Annotated in this window: 16 protein-coding genes; 2 read left to right on the forward strand and 14 right to left on the reverse strand. The window is 65.9% G+C overall.

The genetic code is table 11. The annotated features are described in order from the left end of the window. The 3 genes from hemA to G4L39_RS06850 all read right to left on the reverse strand — a co-directional run. A partial coding sequence (hemA, locus tag G4L39_RS06840; RefSeq protein WP_165106937.1) for a glutamyl-tRNA reductase occupies window positions 1-1,023 on the reverse strand: 1,023 nt, incomplete at its 3' end. Beyond that, window positions 1,020-1,838, reverse strand: a complete 819-nt coding sequence (ccsA, locus tag G4L39_RS06845; protein WP_165106939.1) for a cytochrome c biogenesis protein CcsA — start codon at window positions 1,836-1,838, stop codon at window positions 1,020-1,022. The genes hemA and ccsA, both read right to left, overlap by 4 nt. A gap of 25 nt (window positions 1,839-1,863) precedes the next feature. After that, on the reverse strand, window positions 1,864-2,289 hold the full coding sequence (locus G4L39_RS06850) for a DUF5069 domain-containing protein (protein WP_165106940.1): 426 nt from the start codon (window positions 2,287-2,289) through the stop codon (window positions 1,864-1,866). Between the two features lie 599 nt (window positions 2,290-2,888). On the opposite strand from G4L39_RS06850, the gene G4L39_RS06855 reads away from it, so the two are divergent. Next, the gene (locus tag G4L39_RS06855; RefSeq protein ID WP_165106942.1) at window positions 2,889-3,695 is read left to right on the forward strand and encodes a ferredoxin--NADP reductase; all 807 of its coding nucleotides are present in this window, start codon (window positions 2,889-2,891) and stop codon (window positions 3,693-3,695) included. Window positions 3,696-3,728: 33 nt separating this feature from the next. Here the strand turns inward: G4L39_RS06855 and G4L39_RS06860 are convergent, their stop codons facing one another. From G4L39_RS06860 to G4L39_RS06875, 4 genes are all read right to left on the reverse strand, one after another. Then, complete coding sequence (locus tag G4L39_RS06860) at window positions 3,729-4,532, reverse strand: BtpA/SgcQ family protein (protein ID WP_165106943.1); 804 nt, start codon at window positions 4,530-4,532, stop codon at window positions 3,729-3,731. Window positions 4,533-4,600: 68 nt separating this feature from the next. Next, the gene (locus G4L39_RS06865; RefSeq protein WP_165106945.1) at window positions 4,601-5,374 is read right to left on the reverse strand and encodes a succinate dehydrogenase/fumarate reductase iron-sulfur subunit; all 774 of its coding nucleotides are present in this window, start codon (window positions 5,372-5,374) and stop codon (window positions 4,601-4,603) included. A 46-nt stretch (window positions 5,375-5,420) separates the two neighbouring features. Further along, window positions 5,421-7,343, reverse strand: a complete 1,923-nt coding sequence (locus G4L39_RS06870; protein ID WP_165106946.1) for a fumarate reductase/succinate dehydrogenase flavoprotein subunit — start codon at window positions 7,341-7,343, stop codon at window positions 5,421-5,423. A 12-nt stretch (window positions 7,344-7,355) separates the two neighbouring features. Then, a complete protein-coding gene (locus tag G4L39_RS06875; protein WP_165106948.1) occupies window positions 7,356-8,126 on the reverse strand; it encodes a succinate dehydrogenase cytochrome b subunit in 771 nt (256 codons plus the stop codon). Between the two features lie 472 nt (window positions 8,127-8,598). Here G4L39_RS06875 and G4L39_RS06880 point away from each other — a divergent pair, with 472 nt between their 5' ends. After that, window positions 8,599-9,171: an elongation factor P gene (locus tag G4L39_RS06880; protein WP_165106949.1), complete on the forward strand. Its 573-nt coding sequence runs from the start codon at window positions 8,599-8,601 to the stop codon at window positions 9,169-9,171. 146 nt (window positions 9,172-9,317) lie between these two features. Here G4L39_RS06880 and G4L39_RS06885 read toward each other — a convergent pair whose 3' ends face one another. The 7 genes from G4L39_RS06885 to G4L39_RS06915 form a co-directional block, all read right to left on the reverse strand. Next, entirely contained in the window at window positions 9,318-9,977 is a 660-nt protein-coding gene (locus G4L39_RS06885; protein ID WP_165106950.1) for an alpha/beta hydrolase, read from the reverse strand. 83 nt (window positions 9,978-10,060) lie between these two features. Further along, entirely contained in the window at window positions 10,061-10,939 is an 879-nt protein-coding gene (locus tag G4L39_RS06890) for a PIG-L deacetylase family protein (RefSeq protein WP_165106952.1), read from the reverse strand. Continuing rightward, entirely contained in the window at window positions 10,936-12,357 is a 1,422-nt protein-coding gene (locus G4L39_RS06895; protein WP_165106953.1) for an ROK family protein, read from the reverse strand. The genes G4L39_RS06890 and G4L39_RS06895 overlap by 4 nt, the downstream gene beginning before the upstream one ends. A gap of 103 nt (window positions 12,358-12,460) precedes the next feature. Beyond that, window positions 12,461-13,132 carry a class I SAM-dependent methyltransferase gene (locus G4L39_RS06900; RefSeq protein WP_165106955.1) on the reverse strand — a complete coding sequence of 224 codons (672 nt, stop codon included), beginning with the start codon at window positions 13,130-13,132 and terminating at the stop codon, window positions 12,461-12,463. After that, entirely contained in the window at window positions 13,129-13,689 is a 561-nt protein-coding gene (locus G4L39_RS06905; protein ID WP_165106957.1) for a GAF domain-containing protein, read from the reverse strand. The genes G4L39_RS06900 and G4L39_RS06905 overlap by 4 nt, the downstream gene beginning before the upstream one ends. After that, the gene (locus tag G4L39_RS06910; RefSeq protein WP_165106959.1) at window positions 13,667-14,443 is read right to left on the reverse strand and encodes an energy-coupling factor ABC transporter ATP-binding protein; all 777 of its coding nucleotides are present in this window, start codon (window positions 14,441-14,443) and stop codon (window positions 13,667-13,669) included. Before G4L39_RS06910 ends, G4L39_RS06905 begins: the two co-directional genes overlap by 23 nt. Then, the gene (locus tag G4L39_RS06915; RefSeq protein ID WP_165106960.1) at window positions 14,440-15,063 is read right to left on the reverse strand and encodes an energy-coupling factor transporter transmembrane component T family protein; all 624 of its coding nucleotides are present in this window, start codon (window positions 15,061-15,063) and stop codon (window positions 14,440-14,442) included. Before G4L39_RS06915 ends, G4L39_RS06910 begins: the two co-directional genes overlap by 4 nt. Window positions 15,064-15,134 lie beyond the last annotated feature (71 nt).

Here is a 15,134-nt window from a genome sequence, read left to right on the forward strand (position 1 = left end):
GCGGACCTTTTCGCGGATGATGGATTCGCATCGGGCGACTTCGGCCTGGCGCTGGCGGACGTAATCGTCGGCGATGGCCTGGAGATCGTCCACGTTGTAGAGGTAGACGTCGTCGAGTTCGTCCACGGAGGGGTCGATGTCGCGGGGGACGGCGATGTCGATGAGCAGGAGGGGCCGGTGGGGGCGGTGGCGCATCCATGGTTCGAGCCGGGCCCGGTCGAGGATGGGGGTGGGGGAGGCGGTGCTGCTGATGACGATGTCGATTTGGGGGAAGGCGGCGGGCCAGTCTTCGAAGCGGATGGCCTGGCCGCCGAGTGTGGCGGCGAGGGCTTCGGCGCGTTGGTGGGTGCGGTTGGTGACCCAGAGTCGGCCTGCGCCGCGAGACACGAGGGCGCGTGCGACTTTTTCGCTGGTGTCGCCGGCGCCGATGACCAGGACGGTGCAATGGCGGAGGGAGCTGAAGAGGCGTTCGGCCAGTTCGACGGCGACGTTGGCGACGGAGGTGCTGCCGCGTTGGATGAGGGTTTCGGTTCGGATTTGTTTGGCCACCTGAAAGGCCTTTTGGAAGGCCTTGTTGAGGCGGGGTCCGGTGAAGCCGCCGCGGCGGGCCAGTTCGTAGGCGTCCTTGAGCTGGCCGAGGATTTCGGTTTCACCGAGGACCATGGAATCGAGTCCGCAGGCGACGCGGAAGAGGTGTTCAACGCTTTGGGGTTCGGTGTAGCGGTAGAGGTGGTCGGTGAGCGGGTCGTGGTACTCGTGGCAACGGCTCAGAAATTCCTGGAGGTCCTGGAAGGCGAGGTCCGAGGGCAGGCGGGTGGCGACGTAGATTTCGACGCGGTTGCAGGTGCTGAGGATGACGGCTTCCTCGGCGATGTGGGATTCGCGGAGGGTTTGGAGTGCGGCGGGGATTCGGGCTTCGGCGAAGGCGAGCCGTTCGCGGATGGCCACCGGGGCGGTTCGGTGGTTGAGGCCCATGACGAGGATGCTGGCCGGGGATGGATGGTGTGGGACTCGCCCGTTCATGGGTGGTGGAGGGGGGACATGAGGTTGGTCCCCCAGAAGGTGAGCAGGACGAAGGCAAAGATGCCCACCAGCCCCCAGGCAAAGCGGCGTGAGGACAACCCGCGCCAGTGCCAGAGGAGGAGGGCGGCGCAGGCGGCCCAGAGGAGGACCGACCAGAGGACCTTGGGGTCGCCGGCGAACCGGGTGCCGGGTGGTGGGTTCAGGCGGCTGCCGAGGGCCAGGGCGAGGGTGAGCAGGGCCCAGCTGATTTGGGTGAGGCGTCGGGCCACACGCTCGAGCCGTTCGATGGGGGGCAGCAGGGCGAGGACGGCCCGGAGTTTTCGGAGTTTGAGGTCGTGGGCCTGGATCAGGTACAGGCCGGCGGCGGTGGCGCCGAGCCCGAGCGCGCCGTAGGCGAGTAGGGCGAAGGTGGCGTGGAGGCTTTCCAGGACGCGATTGGTTTGGAGCATGGGGCCGGACGGGGTGTCCAGCCCGGGCATGAGGGCAAAGACGCCCAGGGCCAGTTGCAGGGGTGCCACCAGTACGCCGAGGGACTGCATGCGCGGCCAGAGTCCGAAGAGGAGGTAGGCCAGAAGGACGCTCCAGCCCACGAACGCCGTGGCTTCGTAGAGGTTGCGCACCGGGCAGTGCTGAAGGCTCATGCCGCGTTGGAGCAGGGCCCAGGTGTGGAGGAGGAAACCGAGGGCCAGCAGGAGGTAGTTGATGTGGTCGTGGCGGCGGAGGCCGCGTCGCCAGAGGAAGACGGACCAGAAGGTGGCGAGGCCGTAGGCGATGACGGCCAGGAGAAACCAGTGGCGGTCGGTCCAGTTGTTCACGGTCGGGTGGTGTTACGCCGGCGGTTCAGATGCGTTTTTCGTCGGCGTCAATGTAGTCCACAAAGGTGCGGATGTCGTCGCGATGGGCGAGGCCGGACTGTTCTTTGCGCCATCGGAGTCGGGCCTGGCCTTCGGCGTCGTCGGGACGCGGGTAACTGAGCATTTCCTCCCGGTGTGCGGCTTTGACTTCGGGGGGGACTTTGACGTTTTGGCGGACCCAGTCGCAGACCTGTCCGTCGATGATGGAGTTGCGGACGACCTCGACCATTTGTTCGTGGGTAAGGCCGGCGTATTTGAGCCAGAGTGCATCGAATCCCTTGCCCAGGTTGGGGAGGTAATCGGGGTGCAACCGTCCGGCCAGATAGAGCCGGATTTTGTCGATGTACCTGGGCAGGTGCATCCACCCGTCCATCACCTCTCGGGGACTGCGCGGATAGATGATGTCGCTCATGGGATGAATGATCTGGGGTGCGGGGGTTGTGTGTCAATCATGGGGCCGGTTCGTAGATGCTTGTGGGCCGTGGCCGTGTTGCGATTTTGCCGGGTTCCGAGGGTTTTTCGGAAACACGCTCCCGCCTGTTTCCCAGCATGTCCGGACTGTTTGACGGATGCCGCATCTTCTTGGGGGTTCCGGGTCGGGGCGCGGTGCTTTGCTGGAGGGACCTGGCGGGTTGTCGCGGGGGATGGTGGCCGGGATTTGTGCAGGTAACCACGGTCTCCGGGATTTGGGGGGGCACTTCATTGTGTGAGGGAACGGCGGTGATGGCGAGGGGTTGCGGTGTGGTCTCTCGGGCCCGGGGTGGCCCGGCCGGGCCGGGGGGAGACCTGCGCGGCGGGGTGCTTCATTTGGGGGGGCATGGAGCGTCTGCGGAAGGCCGGGCCGGGCACGTGGTTGGTGGTCAGGATTGCGGAGGTACCGGGATGATCGTGGTGGCGGGTGGTTTCGGGACGGGCGGGTTGGCTGGAAGGGCTTGGTGGTGAAAGGTCTTTCGGGCTGAGGCGGCCTGGATAGACTGGGGCGGGCACAGCGAGTCGGGTAAAGCAGCGTTTATGGACTACAATGCGCGAGTGGTGTTGCGGCATGAAGTGGCGCCGGGGTTGATCATTTTGCGGGTGGCGCCGGAGGGATGGCCTTTGCCGCCGTTTGAGCCGGGACAGTTTGCGGTGTTGGGGTTGCCGGGGTCGGCGCCGCGGGTGGCGGAGGCGGATCCGGAGAATCCGCCGGCGCCGCCGCATCAATGGATCCGGCGTGCGTATTCGATCGCGTCGTCGTCGAAGCAGAACGAGTATTTGGAGTTTTATCTGGCTTTGGTGCGGTCGGGTGCGTTGACGCCACGGCTGTTTCGGCTGCATGTGGGGGATCGGCTGTGGCTGAGTCCGAGGTTCAGCGGGATGTTCACGTTGCGGCATGTGCCGGCGGACGCGCATCTGGTGTTGGTGGCGACGGGGACGGGGCTGGCGCCGTACATGAGCATGTTACGGACGCATTTGGCGGAGAGCTCGCAGCGGCGCACGGCGGTGATTCACGGGGCGCGGTATCCATCGGACCTGGGGTACCGGAACGAGTTGGAGGACATGGCGCGGCGGTACCGGCATTTGTTGTATTTGCCGGTGGTGTCGCGGCCGCAGGGGTCGGTTCCGCCCTGGAACGGTTTGGTGGGGCACGTGCAGGATGTGTGGCGTTCGGGATTGATTGCGGAGGGCTGGGGTTTTGCGCCGTCGCCGCAGCACACGCACGTATTTTTGTGCGGGAACCCGGCGATGATTGACGAGATGGTGAAGTTGTTGGCGGGAGAGGGGTATCGGGAGCATCGGAAGGATGTGCCCGGGCAGGTGCACTTGGAACGGTATTGGTAGGCGGTGCGCGGGCGGATCCGGGCCGGGTCGGGGTCAGTCGGTCGGGTTGACGGGTTTGCAACAGCGGCGCCAGGTGTTGAGGAAGGCGTGGAGGCGCCCGGGATCCAGTGGGGCGAGGAAATCGCCGCGGGCTCGGAAGGTGGAGCCGACGATGAAACCGTCGGCGTGGGGGAAGTAGCGGGGGAGGTTTTGCGGGGTGATGCCGGAGCCGATCCAGACGGGGACGTGGGCGTGGCGTCGGACGCGGCGGAGTAGGGCCAGTGCCGGGGGTTCACCGGTGCGGGGTCCGGTGACGACGACGCCGTCGACGAGGAAGAATTCGGCCTGTTTGAGTTCGTCCACGAGGTCCAGATCGGCGGTGAGTGCGTGGCTGCAATGTTTTTTCTTGAGGTCAGCAAAGATGCGGATGTGTTCGACGTGCCATTGGCGTCGGAGGCGGAGGAGTTGGCCGGCGCAGCCTTCGATGAGTCCGGCGCCGCCGATGTGGGCGAACACGTAGCCCTCGACGCGGAGGAAGTCGAGGTCGGCCTCGGCGGCGACTTCGAGTGCGGTTCGGTTGGCGGCTTCGAGGAGCTGGATGCCGATGGGGCCGGGGAATTGGCTGCGGAGCTGGCGGGCGATGCGGGTGACGAGGCGGACGGCGGGTGCGGGCAGGGGCGGTCGGGTGTAGGGGAGATCGTAACTGTTTTCGATGAGGAGAGCGTCCACGCCCGCGTTGGCGTAGAGGCGGGCGTCGGCGAGGGCCTGGTTGAGGATGGCGGTGTGGGATCCGGCGTAGAGCGGGGAGCCGGGGAGGGGTTGGAGGGCGATGACGGCGACGAGCGGATGCGGGGGCAACGGTCGCCTGGCGGGTGTGGCGATGGAGGGGCGGCCGGCGGCGGGGAAGGGTCTGTTCGGGGTCGGTTTCAAAGGGCGGCGGCGGTGCGGGCGGGGGGATCGCCCTTGAGGAGGGCGACGGCGTAGTCGCGGTTCATGCGTGCGATGAATTCGAGGCTGATGCCCTTGGGGCAGACGGCTTCGCAGGAGCCGGTGACGGTGCAGGCGCCGAAGCCTTCACGGTCCATTTGTTCGATCATGGCGCGGGCGCGGCGCCAGCGTTCGGGCTGACCCTGGGGTAGGAGGCCGAGGTGGGAGATTTTGGCGGCGACGAAGAGCATGGCGCTGGCGTTTTTGCAGGCGGCGACGCAGGCGCCGCAGCCGATGCATTGGGCGGCGTCCATGGCGCGTTCGGCGGTTTCCTTGGGGATGGGGATGCTGTTGGCTTCGGGGGCGCTGCCGGTACGGACGCTGATGAAGCCGCCGGCCCACAGGATGCGGTCGAGGGCGCTGCGGTCCACGATGAGGTCCTTGATGACGGGGAAGGCGCGGGCGCGGAAGGGTTCGATGACGATGGTGTCGCCGTCCTTGAAGCTGCGCATGTAGGTCTGGCAGGTGGTGACGCCGCGGTGGGGTCCGTGGGGTTTGCCATTGATGACGAGGGAGCAGGTTCCGCAGATGCCCTCGCGGCAGTCGTGGTCGAACGCGATGGGTTCCTCGCCGCGCCGGATGAGGTCCTCGTTGACCACGTCCAGCATTTCGAGGAAGGACATGTTGGGATTGAGCTCCGGGGTTACGTAGGTGACGAATCGTCCCGGGCTTTGAGCGTCTTTTTGGCGCCAGACTTTGAGTGTGACTTTCATGGCTGCAAGAGGGAGGCGATGAAATCGCAGGGTGACAGGGCCAAGGTTATTTGTAGCTGCGGGTGGTCATGCGGACCTCTTCGTAGACGAGCGGTTCCTTGTTTAGGATGGGGGCGCGGTCGGGGCCGGCGTATTCCCATGCGGCGACGTAGGCGAAGTGTTCGTCGTCTCGTTTGGCCTCGCCGTCGGGGAGTTGATGTTCCTCGCGGAAGTGGCCGCCGCAACTTTCCTCGCGGTGGAGGGCGTCGAGGCACATGAGTTCGGCCAGTTCGAGGAAGTCGGCGACGCGGTTGGCCTTTTCGAGGGCCTGATTGAGGGAGGAGGCTTCGCCGGGGACGTTGACGTCGTGCCAGAACTGGTCGCGGAGTTCGGGGATGCGGCGGAGGGCGAATTCGAGACCGTTTTTGTTGCGGGCCATGCCGCAGTGGTCCCAGAGGAGGCGGCCGAGCTCGCGATGGAAATCGGTGGGGGTGCGTTTGCCACGGCTGTTGAGCAGGCGTTGAAGGCGCCGGGTGACTTCTTGTTCGGCGTCGGCGAAGGCGGGGTGGTCGGTGGAGGGGCGTTGGGCCGGGTTGACGTTGGCGAGGTAGTTGCCGATGGTCAGGGGTAGGATGAAGAAGCCGTCGGCCAGTCCCTGCATGAGGGCGCTGGCGCCGAGCCGGTTGGCGCCGTGGTCGGAGAAGTTGGCCTCGCCGATGACGAAGAGCCCGGGCAGGTTGCTCATGAGGTTGTAATCCACCCAAAGGCCGCCCATGGTGTAGTGAACGGCGGGGTAGATGCGCATGGGGACCTGGTAAGCGTCTTCGCCGGTGATTTCGTGGTACATGTCGAAGAGGTTGCCGTAGCGCTCGCGGATTTTGGCGATGCCGAGGCGTTTGATGGCGTCGGAAAAGTCGAGGTAGACGCCGCGGCCACCGGGGCCGACGCCGCGGCCTTCGTCGCAGACTTTTTTGGCGGCGCGGCTGGCGATGTCGCGGGGGCAAAGGTTGCCGTAGGCGGGGTACATGCGTTCGAGGTAGTAGTCGCGGTCGCTTTCGGGAATGTCATTGGGGTGTTTGCGGCAGTCTTCGGGGCGTTTGGGGACCCAGATGCGACCGTCGTTGCGGAGGGATTCGCTCATGAGGGTGAGTTTGGACTGGTACTCACCGCTGACGGGGATACAGGTGGGGTGGATTTGGGTGAAGCAGGGGTTGGCGAAGCAGGCCCCGCGTTTGTAGGCGCGCCAGATGGCGGTTGCGTTGGAGTTGAGGGCGTTGGTGGAGAGGTAGAAGACGTTGGCGTAGCCGCCGGTGGCCAGGACGACGGCGTCGGCGTTGTGGCGGGTGATGCGGCCGGTGCGGAGGTCGCGAGCGATGATGCCCTTGGCGTGGCCGTCCACGACGACGAGGTCGAGCATTTCCGTGTGAGTGTAGGATTTGACCTGGCCGGCGGCGATCATGCGGCAGAGGGCGGAGTAGGCGCCCAAGAGGAGTTGCTGGCCGGTCTGACCGCGGGCGTAGAAGGTGCGGGAGACCTGGGCCCCGCCGAAGGAGCGGTTGTCGAGGAGGCCGCCGTATTCGCGTGCGAAGGGGACGCCGAGAGCCACGCAATGGTCGATGATTTGGACGGAGACCTCGGCCAGGCGGTAGACGTTGGCTTCGCGGGCCCGGAAGTCGCCGCCCTTGATGGTGTCGTAGAAGAGTCGCCAGACGGAGTCCCCGTCATTTTGATAGTTCTTGGCGGCGTTGATGCCGCCCTGGGCGGCGACGGAGTGGGCGCGCCGGGGGGAATCGTGGTAGACAAAGTTGTGGACCTCGTAGCCGAGCTCGGCGAGGGCCGCCGAGGCGGAGGCCCCGGCCAGGCCGGCGCCGACGACGATGATCTTGTATTTTCGTTTGTTGGCGGGGCTGATGAGACGCGACTCATTGCGATGTCGCGTCCATTTTTGCGCCAGGGGGCCGGAGGGGATATGGGCGTTGAGCGTTGCCATGGTACCGAGCGATCAGCGGTGATGAAGATTTGGAGCTTCGGGTTGCGGGGTGAGGAGGGTACGGTTGGAAATGCGCTGGATGGTTTGGTTGAGATGCTCGCGGCCGTGACCGGCGAGCACTGCGACCGGGATGGAGCTGTACCCCAGGAAAATCAGCAGGGCCACCACCCGGGCGGCCCGGTCGATGCAGGGCCGGTAGACGTCGTTTTTGAGGCCGAGGGACTGAAACATGGCGGCGAGGCCGTGGCCGAGGTGCCAGCAGAGGGCGCCGACGCCAATGATGTAGACGAGGGAGACATACCAGACGCTGAACCCGGCGACCATCATGGCGTAGACATCGTGGTGGGCCTTGAGCTCGCGGAGGGAGACCCTGGCTCCGCTGATGCCCTCGATGACCAAGGTGTAGTGGAGCAGGTGGTAGATGACGAAAGCGGCGATGGCGACGCCGCTGACCATCATTGTCCGGGAGGCCAGACTGGCACCGTAGGGGGCGGGTCGGCCCCAGTACTCGACAGGTCGGGCGGCCCGGTTTTCCCGCGTAAGGGTGATGGCGGCCCAGATGTGGATGGCCACCAGGGCCAGCAGGATGAGGCGGGCCGGCCAGATCAGGATCGGATGGGACTGAAGGTATTGAGCGTAACTATTGATGGCCTCCGGGGGTAGAAAGATCTGCAGGTTCCCCAGCAGGTGGGCGACGACGAACAGGAACAACAACCCACCGCTGGCGGCCATCAGGAACTTACGTCCCACCGAAGACGTAAAGAAACACGCCAGAGTTTTCATGCCCTTTGCCTGACACCCGAGGTACGCCGGGCGATTTTACGCCTGACGCACGCGAAGGTAGGAGGAGTTTGGGCGCACGTCAAACTTGTGTATAGTCAGTGTAAGTTGAGTCACGCTTATGAAAGCCTGTCCGTGGGCTTTGCCCACCGGGGGTCAGGCAGGGGATGGGTTGAAGGCGTCGAGTGGAAGGCGCGATCCCGAGGATTTTGCAGCCCTGGGTTGGCCATGGGGCTTACGCCCCGGCGCGGCGTAATCCTTCCGGAGCCGGCGCCGCCCCGGTTTCTACGTCCGAACCTGAACAACGGCGATGGGGAGGGTCGGTAGTGATGGGCGGCAGCCCCTGTCGAGCCGGCTGCGTCCTACTCCGGGGGATGGCCGTGTATCCGGATCCGGGGCACTTTTCCCGGGCGGGGTGGCACGGTTCGGTCGTTGACGGCGGTTGGGGTGTGGGCGCACATTGGGGGCGGAGCCTATGCAGACCGTTTTGCCATCTGAGTTCAAGAAGGGGATGGTGCTGGTGCTGGATGGAGCACCGCATGTGATTGAGGAGTTGCAGGTCACGGGGACTGCGCAGACGAAGCACAAGATTCACGCGCGGTTGCGGCATTTGCGGACGGGTCGGTTTTTGGAGCGGACGTTTACGGACACGGAGCGGGTTCCGGTGGCGGAGGTGCAGCATCGGACGGTGCAGTACAGTTATGCGCAGGGGGACGAGTATGTGTTTTTGGACTCCGAGACGTTTGAGGAGCTGGTGTTGACGGCGGATCAGGTGGGGGATCGGCGTGTGTTTTTGAAGGAGAACGAGGAGTACAAGGCGTTGTTTTTGGACGGGAAGCTGCTGGACATCGTGTTGCCGCCGCAGGTGACGCTGACGATTACGGAGACGGCGCCGCCGATCCGGGGCGGATCGGATGCGACGTGGAAGCCGGCGGTGTTGGAGACGGGTTTGGAGATCATGGTGCCGCTCTTTTTGGACAAGGGCGAGCGGGTGCGGGTGGACACGGCCACGCGGAAGTACGTGGGCAAGGAGAGCGAGAAGAAGTGAGAGGCCCGGCTTGTGGGCGGGGGACGGCGGCGGGTTTGCGGGCTGGTGTGGTGGGTGTGAAGCGTGGCGGGCTTCCGTCGGGGGGAATGCCCGGGTTTTTGGGGGTGGCTGGCGGGGCCGATTGGGTTGGGGTTGGGGCGTGGCTGCTATGACTGCTGGGGCTGAGGCGCGGGGGCTTCGGATTCGTAGCAGGAGAGGATGAAATCGCGGATGAGCTGCAGTTCGGTTTGGCCCGCGATGGTGTGGGCTTTTTCGAGCTCGATCCAGGTGATGGGGAAACCGGCCTGTTGAAGTTGCTGGATCTGGCGACGGGTGATGTGTATGGGGAGGATGTCGTCATAGCGGCCGTGGGTGGCGAGGATGCGTTGCTGGCGTGCGGCGGGTGAGGCTTCGCGGATGAGGGTTTCGGGTTCGCAGACGGCGCCGCTGATGCAGAGGGCGCCTGCGATGCGGTGTGGGTAGCGGAGGGCGACTTCGATGGCCATGAGGCCGCCCTGGGAGAATCCGCCGACGATCATTTGGTCCGGGGGCCAGCCGCGGTGGTGAAGTTCCTGGAGGAGGTCGTGGAGGAGCTGGTAGCTGCGGCGGACGCCGGGCACGGGGTTTCCGAAGATATCGAACCAGGAGTACCCGCCGTAGTAGGCGTCGGGAGCGTCGGGCAGGGCGAAGTGCAGCCAGGGCAGTTGGAGGGCGTCGGGCAGCCAGAGGTAGCCTTCGTGACTGTCGCCCAGGCCGTGCATCATCAGCAGCAACCGTTTGGAGTCCGGTTCTGCCGCCGGGATGATATGGCAGTTGAGCCTTGTCATGGTGCCGGATCGCGTGGCGGTTGACGGCGCTCCGGCCCGGCCGCGTTCCGGGTTGGTGACCGGTGTCCGGGGCCGGGGCCGGTTCAGGGCGCCGCGTTTTCGGCCAGCAGCGTGGCGGCGGAGGTGGTTGCGGGCAACAGATTTTGTGCGGGGCGGACGGGATGCCACTGGTGGTCCTTGCGGCGGCGTATGCGGAAGAGCTGGGCGAAGAGGAAGTTGGGGGCTGCGGTGCCAAACCCTGCGATGCGTTCGGCGCCACGGCGCACGTTGTCCATCATCCAGGCGGGGAGGCGGAGGTGGTAGGGGTTGCGCTGGACTTCGCCGACGTGACAGGTGGTGGCGGCGAGGATGGTGGCGAGCTGTTCGGGGCTGATCTCGACCATGAGGTTGGGGTTTTCCATGGGGGACCAGAATTCGGTTTCGATGACGAGGCCGTCCCAGGGTGGCTGGAGCTGTTGGAGTGCGTCCACGACGAGGTGATGGGTGCCGATGTGCGTGGGGTGGCCGTCGCGGTCGTGGGGGCAGAAGAGGACCCGGGGTCGGTGCCGGCGGATGAGTTCGGCGACCTGGATGGTGAGGGAGTTCCAGTGGCCGGGGTCGGATTGCCGGGCTTCCGGTGTGACACGTTCGAAGCCCTCGGGGGCGGAGAGTTCGAGGTCGAAACCCAGGACGGCGCAGGCGTTGCGGAGTTCGGCGAGGCGTCGGGCGCGGTGTTGTTTGTGGCTGCCGAGGGTGACGGCGACGTTGACGATGCGGAGGCCGGCTTCGTTGCGGAGGCGAAGGGCGAGGGCGCCGGTGATGGATTCGTCATCCGGGTGTGGGGCGAAGAAGAGGGCACAGGGTGCGTTGGGGGGCAGGGGTGGGGGTGTGACAGTGGTTGGGTGGGGGCCGAGCGGCAGGCGGTTGCCTTCGGTCCACCATGCTTCGAGGTTACGGATCCAGTTGAGCCAGGGTGTGTTCATGTTGGATTCGGTGTGGGTTGTGTTTCGGGTAAACTGGCGGCTGCGATGGCCTGTCCGTGGCGTTTGAACCGTTCGTCGGGCAGGTGGAGTGTAATCGTGGCGGCGAGGTCGGGAAACTCGGTTTGGAGGACCTGTTGGGCGCGTTGGATAAGGATTTGGCCGGCGGGTCCGGTGGTGACGCGGCCGAGGACCAGCACGTGGCGGAGGGGATAAAACCCGGCCAGGTATGCAATCTGATAGCCCAGGTAGACACCGATGGTTTCGAAGATGAGCTGTGCTGCGGGGTTGCGTTGCTCGAGGAGCGCCTGAACGTACTCGAGGGTTTCGGGCAGGGAGAGCGGTTTGGGCAGTTGGAGGCCGGCGGGTTTGAGGAGCCGGCCGACGGCCTGCTGGGAGAGGTACTGGGCACAGACGCCCTGGTCGCCGGACCAATCGTCCCGGGGAGCGGAGGGTTGGAGATCAATCGGGACGAAAGCCAGTTCGTTGAGCCATGAGGTGAGGTGGCCTTCCGGGTTGACCCAACCGCCGGCCGTACTGGTGCCCATGGCCAGGCCGAGGACGGCTGACTGCTGGAGGATGATGGAACCGGCCAGTGCGGTGACTTCGCCGTCGTTGAGGACGACGAAGGGGACGTTACCCCAGGCCTGCTGGATTTCGATAAACAGGTTCCGGACGCGGGTTTCGAAGAGGTCGGGTGGCACACTGCGAAAGAGGGAGGCGACCTTGACCTGGTTGTTGACGTAGACGCCGGCGGCGCTGCCGCCGATGGCATCCACTCGGGGCAGGCGTTTGGCGGCGCTTTGGAGCGAGTCCATGATGCCTTCGAAGTGGTATTGCGGATCCGGTTGGGCGCAGGGGTTCCACGGGACTTCTTCGGAAAAGAGGACCTGGCCGTGGACGACGGCGGCGACCTTGCGGTCGCTGCCGCCGAGGTCGAAACCGATCCGGCAACCTTCCAGGTGCCGGCCGATGCGGATGTGGGATTTGCGCTCCGGGGGCGGGTTCGGGGTGGGGACGATTTCGAACGGGCGATCGTAGATGCGGTGGGCGATGGTCTCGGCGTCGAAACGTCCGGTGGGGGTGTGGTGGTAGTGGGCGCGGAGCTGATCGACGAGGTCGGTGGGGGCGTTGAGGTACAATCGCCATCCGCCGCGGGCCCAGAGCAGGGTTTTGAGGACGCGTTCGAGGAAGGCGAAGTTGGCGTGGGCGTGCGGGTGGCCGGGCGGGAACAGGGGAATGACGTGATGGGAGACGAGGCCGTTGGGTTGTTCGAGGGCGAGTGTGACGGAGGTTGGATGGGGACAGGCTGCGGCGGCGGCGATGAAGCGCCGGTAGGCCAGGGCGATGGGACGGAAGCCCGGGTCGAGCGGCGGCACGACGGCCGGTGGAACCTGGAGCAGTTCGAGTTCGGCGCTCATGACAGGTCTGGCATAGGCCGGGACGGGTTTGGAGGCAACCGGGAAGCGGCAGGCGGCCAGCTAGCAACCGGGTGGGGGCCGGGGCCGTGGTTGTGGCAGGGGGTCAATCAGGCAGCCGCCCGGTCACGAGGAGGTGCCGGTCACTGATGACCCGCACGGTGAGTGTGTGGAGTTGGGCCGCACGGAGCTGTTGGCGGACTTCGGAGGGGGTGAAGGCGGCGAGGAGGGAGCGATAGAAATCGCGCTGGAGGACTCGGGGTTCGCCGGCGGCGTAGCGTTGGACGAGTTGGCGGGCGTGGGCGGGGGAGCGGGGTCGGCGAAGGTCGGCCACGAGGACGAGGGTGCCCGGGCGTCCGTATTTGCGGATGGCGTGCCAGAGGACCATGGGATCGGGCAGGTGGTGGAGGAAACTGGTGGCCACGATGATGTCGTAGGGGCCCCGCGGGATGCGGGCTTGGGGGAGGCGTCCGAGGCGGTATCGGATGCGTTGGTGCAGGTCGGGTTCGCGGGCGGTGAGGCGGCGGGCCAGGCGGAGCATGGCCGGTGAGCCGTCGACGCCGAGGAATCGGTAGTGGGGGCAGGCGCGGGCGAATCGTCGGGTGACATCGCCGGGGCCGCAGCCGAGGTCGAGGACGGATGCGCGGCGGGGGCGATCGGGGAAGGTTTGGAGGAAGAGTTCCACGTAACGGCTGTGGGGTTCGGAGAAATCGGCCTGTGCGTAGGCCCGGGCCTGCTCGGTTTCGGTCATCAGTTCGGGTTCGGGCACACGTTTCATGGACCGGGTCGGGTATGGGGATGGGGTGGGGCTTCTGTCAAGGGGCGGGGTTCGGGGAGGGGGACAGGGTCGGGCCAGGAGGCGTGGAGGAGGATTTGCATGAGGCGTTCCAAGCCCAGGCGATCGGTTTCGTCGAAGCGATGGGGTTTGGGGCTGTCCATGTCCCAGACCCCGATCAGTTGGGTGCCGACGAGGAGGGGGATGACGATTTCGGAGCGAGAGGCGGGGTCACAGGCGATGTGGCCGGGGAAGGCGTGGACGTCGGGGACGACCACGGTTTTGCGTTGGGCGGCGGCGGTGCCGCAGACGCCGCGACCGAGTGGGATGCGGACACAGGCGGGCTTGCCCTGGAACGGGCCCAGGACCAGTTCGGGCTCAATCCAGCGGTAGAGGCCGACCCAGTTGAGGTCGGGCAGGGTGTGGAAGAGGAGTGCGGCGGTGTTGGCGGCGTTGGCGAGGAAATCGCGTTCGCCGTGCAGGAGGTGGGAGAGGGCGACGGCCAGTTGGTGGTAGAGGGCCGGTTTGGGCAGGTGATCAAGAGGCTCGAGGTTCCACATGAGATGGGTGCGGATGAGGATGGAGGAGGATGTGGGGTCGTTCCAGGCCGTGGGCGAGCATGAGGGGCTCGTTGTTGAGGAGCTCGACAGTGGGGCCGTCGGCCACGACGCGGCCCTGGTCGAGAAGGATGGATCGCGGGCAGAGTTGGACGGCCAGTTCGAGGTCGTGAGTGGCGATGAGTTTGGTGCCGGGCAGGGACTGGAGGAGGTTTTTGAGTTCGCGGCGGCCGCGCGGGTCGAGTCCGCTGGTGGGTTCGTCCAGGACGAGCAGGTCGGGTTGACAGGCGAGCAGGCCGGCCAGGCAGGCGCGGCGTTTTTCACCGTGGCTGAGGTGGTGGGTGGGGCGGTCGGCAAGGTGGGTCATGGCGACGGCGGCGAGGGCTTGTTCGACGCGGTGCTGGATTTCGGCTTCGGGCAGGTTGAGTTGTTGGGGGCCGAAGGCGACGTCTTCGGCGACGGTGGGGCAGAAGAGTTGGTCGTCCGGATCCTGGAAGAGCAGTCCGACGTGTTGTCGGATCCATGGGAGGTTTTCCGGGCAGACGTCCCGGCCGAAGACGCGGACCTGGCCGTCGGGCCGGCCGTGTTCGGGCAGGATCCCGTTGATGTGGAGGAGGAGGGTGGATTTGCCGGAGCCGTTGGGGCCGAGCAGGCCGACGCATTCGCCCGGTTGAATGGAGAGGCTGATACCGCGGAGGGCTTCGGTGCCGTCGTGGTAGCGGTAGTGGAGCTGATGGATTTCGAGGGCGGGGTTCATGACCAGCCGCGGGCCAACATGGCCTGGTAGATGCGGGTGGCGCGCTCGCTGGCGCGGATGAAAAGGCGGGCGATGACGGACGCCTGCAGTTGCCAGAGCCGGTCGGGTCGGGGTTGAAAGGTGCGGGCGGCGCGGGCGCGTTGCATGCGCTCGGTTTCACTGGCGAGCACGAAAAGGTAACGGTGCAGGAGCGCGATGGTGGTGACGAGGAGGTGGGGGGTGCGGAGTCGTTTCAGCACGCGCAGGACGTGAGGGAAGGGTGTGGTATTGGCCATGAGGATCACGGCACAGAGGCTGGTGACGCTTTTGATGGTGAGGATCTGCCAGCCGGGATGGTTGGAGGGTCGCCATGCTGCGGCCAGGGCGACACCTGCGATGAGGGGCGAGAGCCAGAGGACCCTGCGCAGGATGAAGGTAAACGGGATCTTTCCCAGGCAGGCGACGGCGATGAGTCCGGCCCAGACCGGTGCGAACCACGCGAGGTTCAGGCCGGGTTGGAGGGCAGTTCCGAGCAGGAGGATGGCGGTGCCGAGCAGTTTCCATTCGGCGGGCCAGCGGTGGACCGGTGAAGGCCGGGGCGGGTGCCAATGATCGGAGGACAAGGGCAGGTGCGAGGTCATGGCGGGCAGAGTTTCAGAGGGTGGTTCCCGTGGGGTGGGTGGGCTGACTGCGCGGGTGAGGGGGCCGGGGC

This window comes from Limisphaera ngatamarikiensis (genome assembly GCF_011044775.1).
Classification (GTDB): Bacteria; Verrucomicrobiota; Verrucomicrobiia; order Limisphaerales; family Limisphaeraceae; genus Limisphaera; species Limisphaera ngatamarikiensis.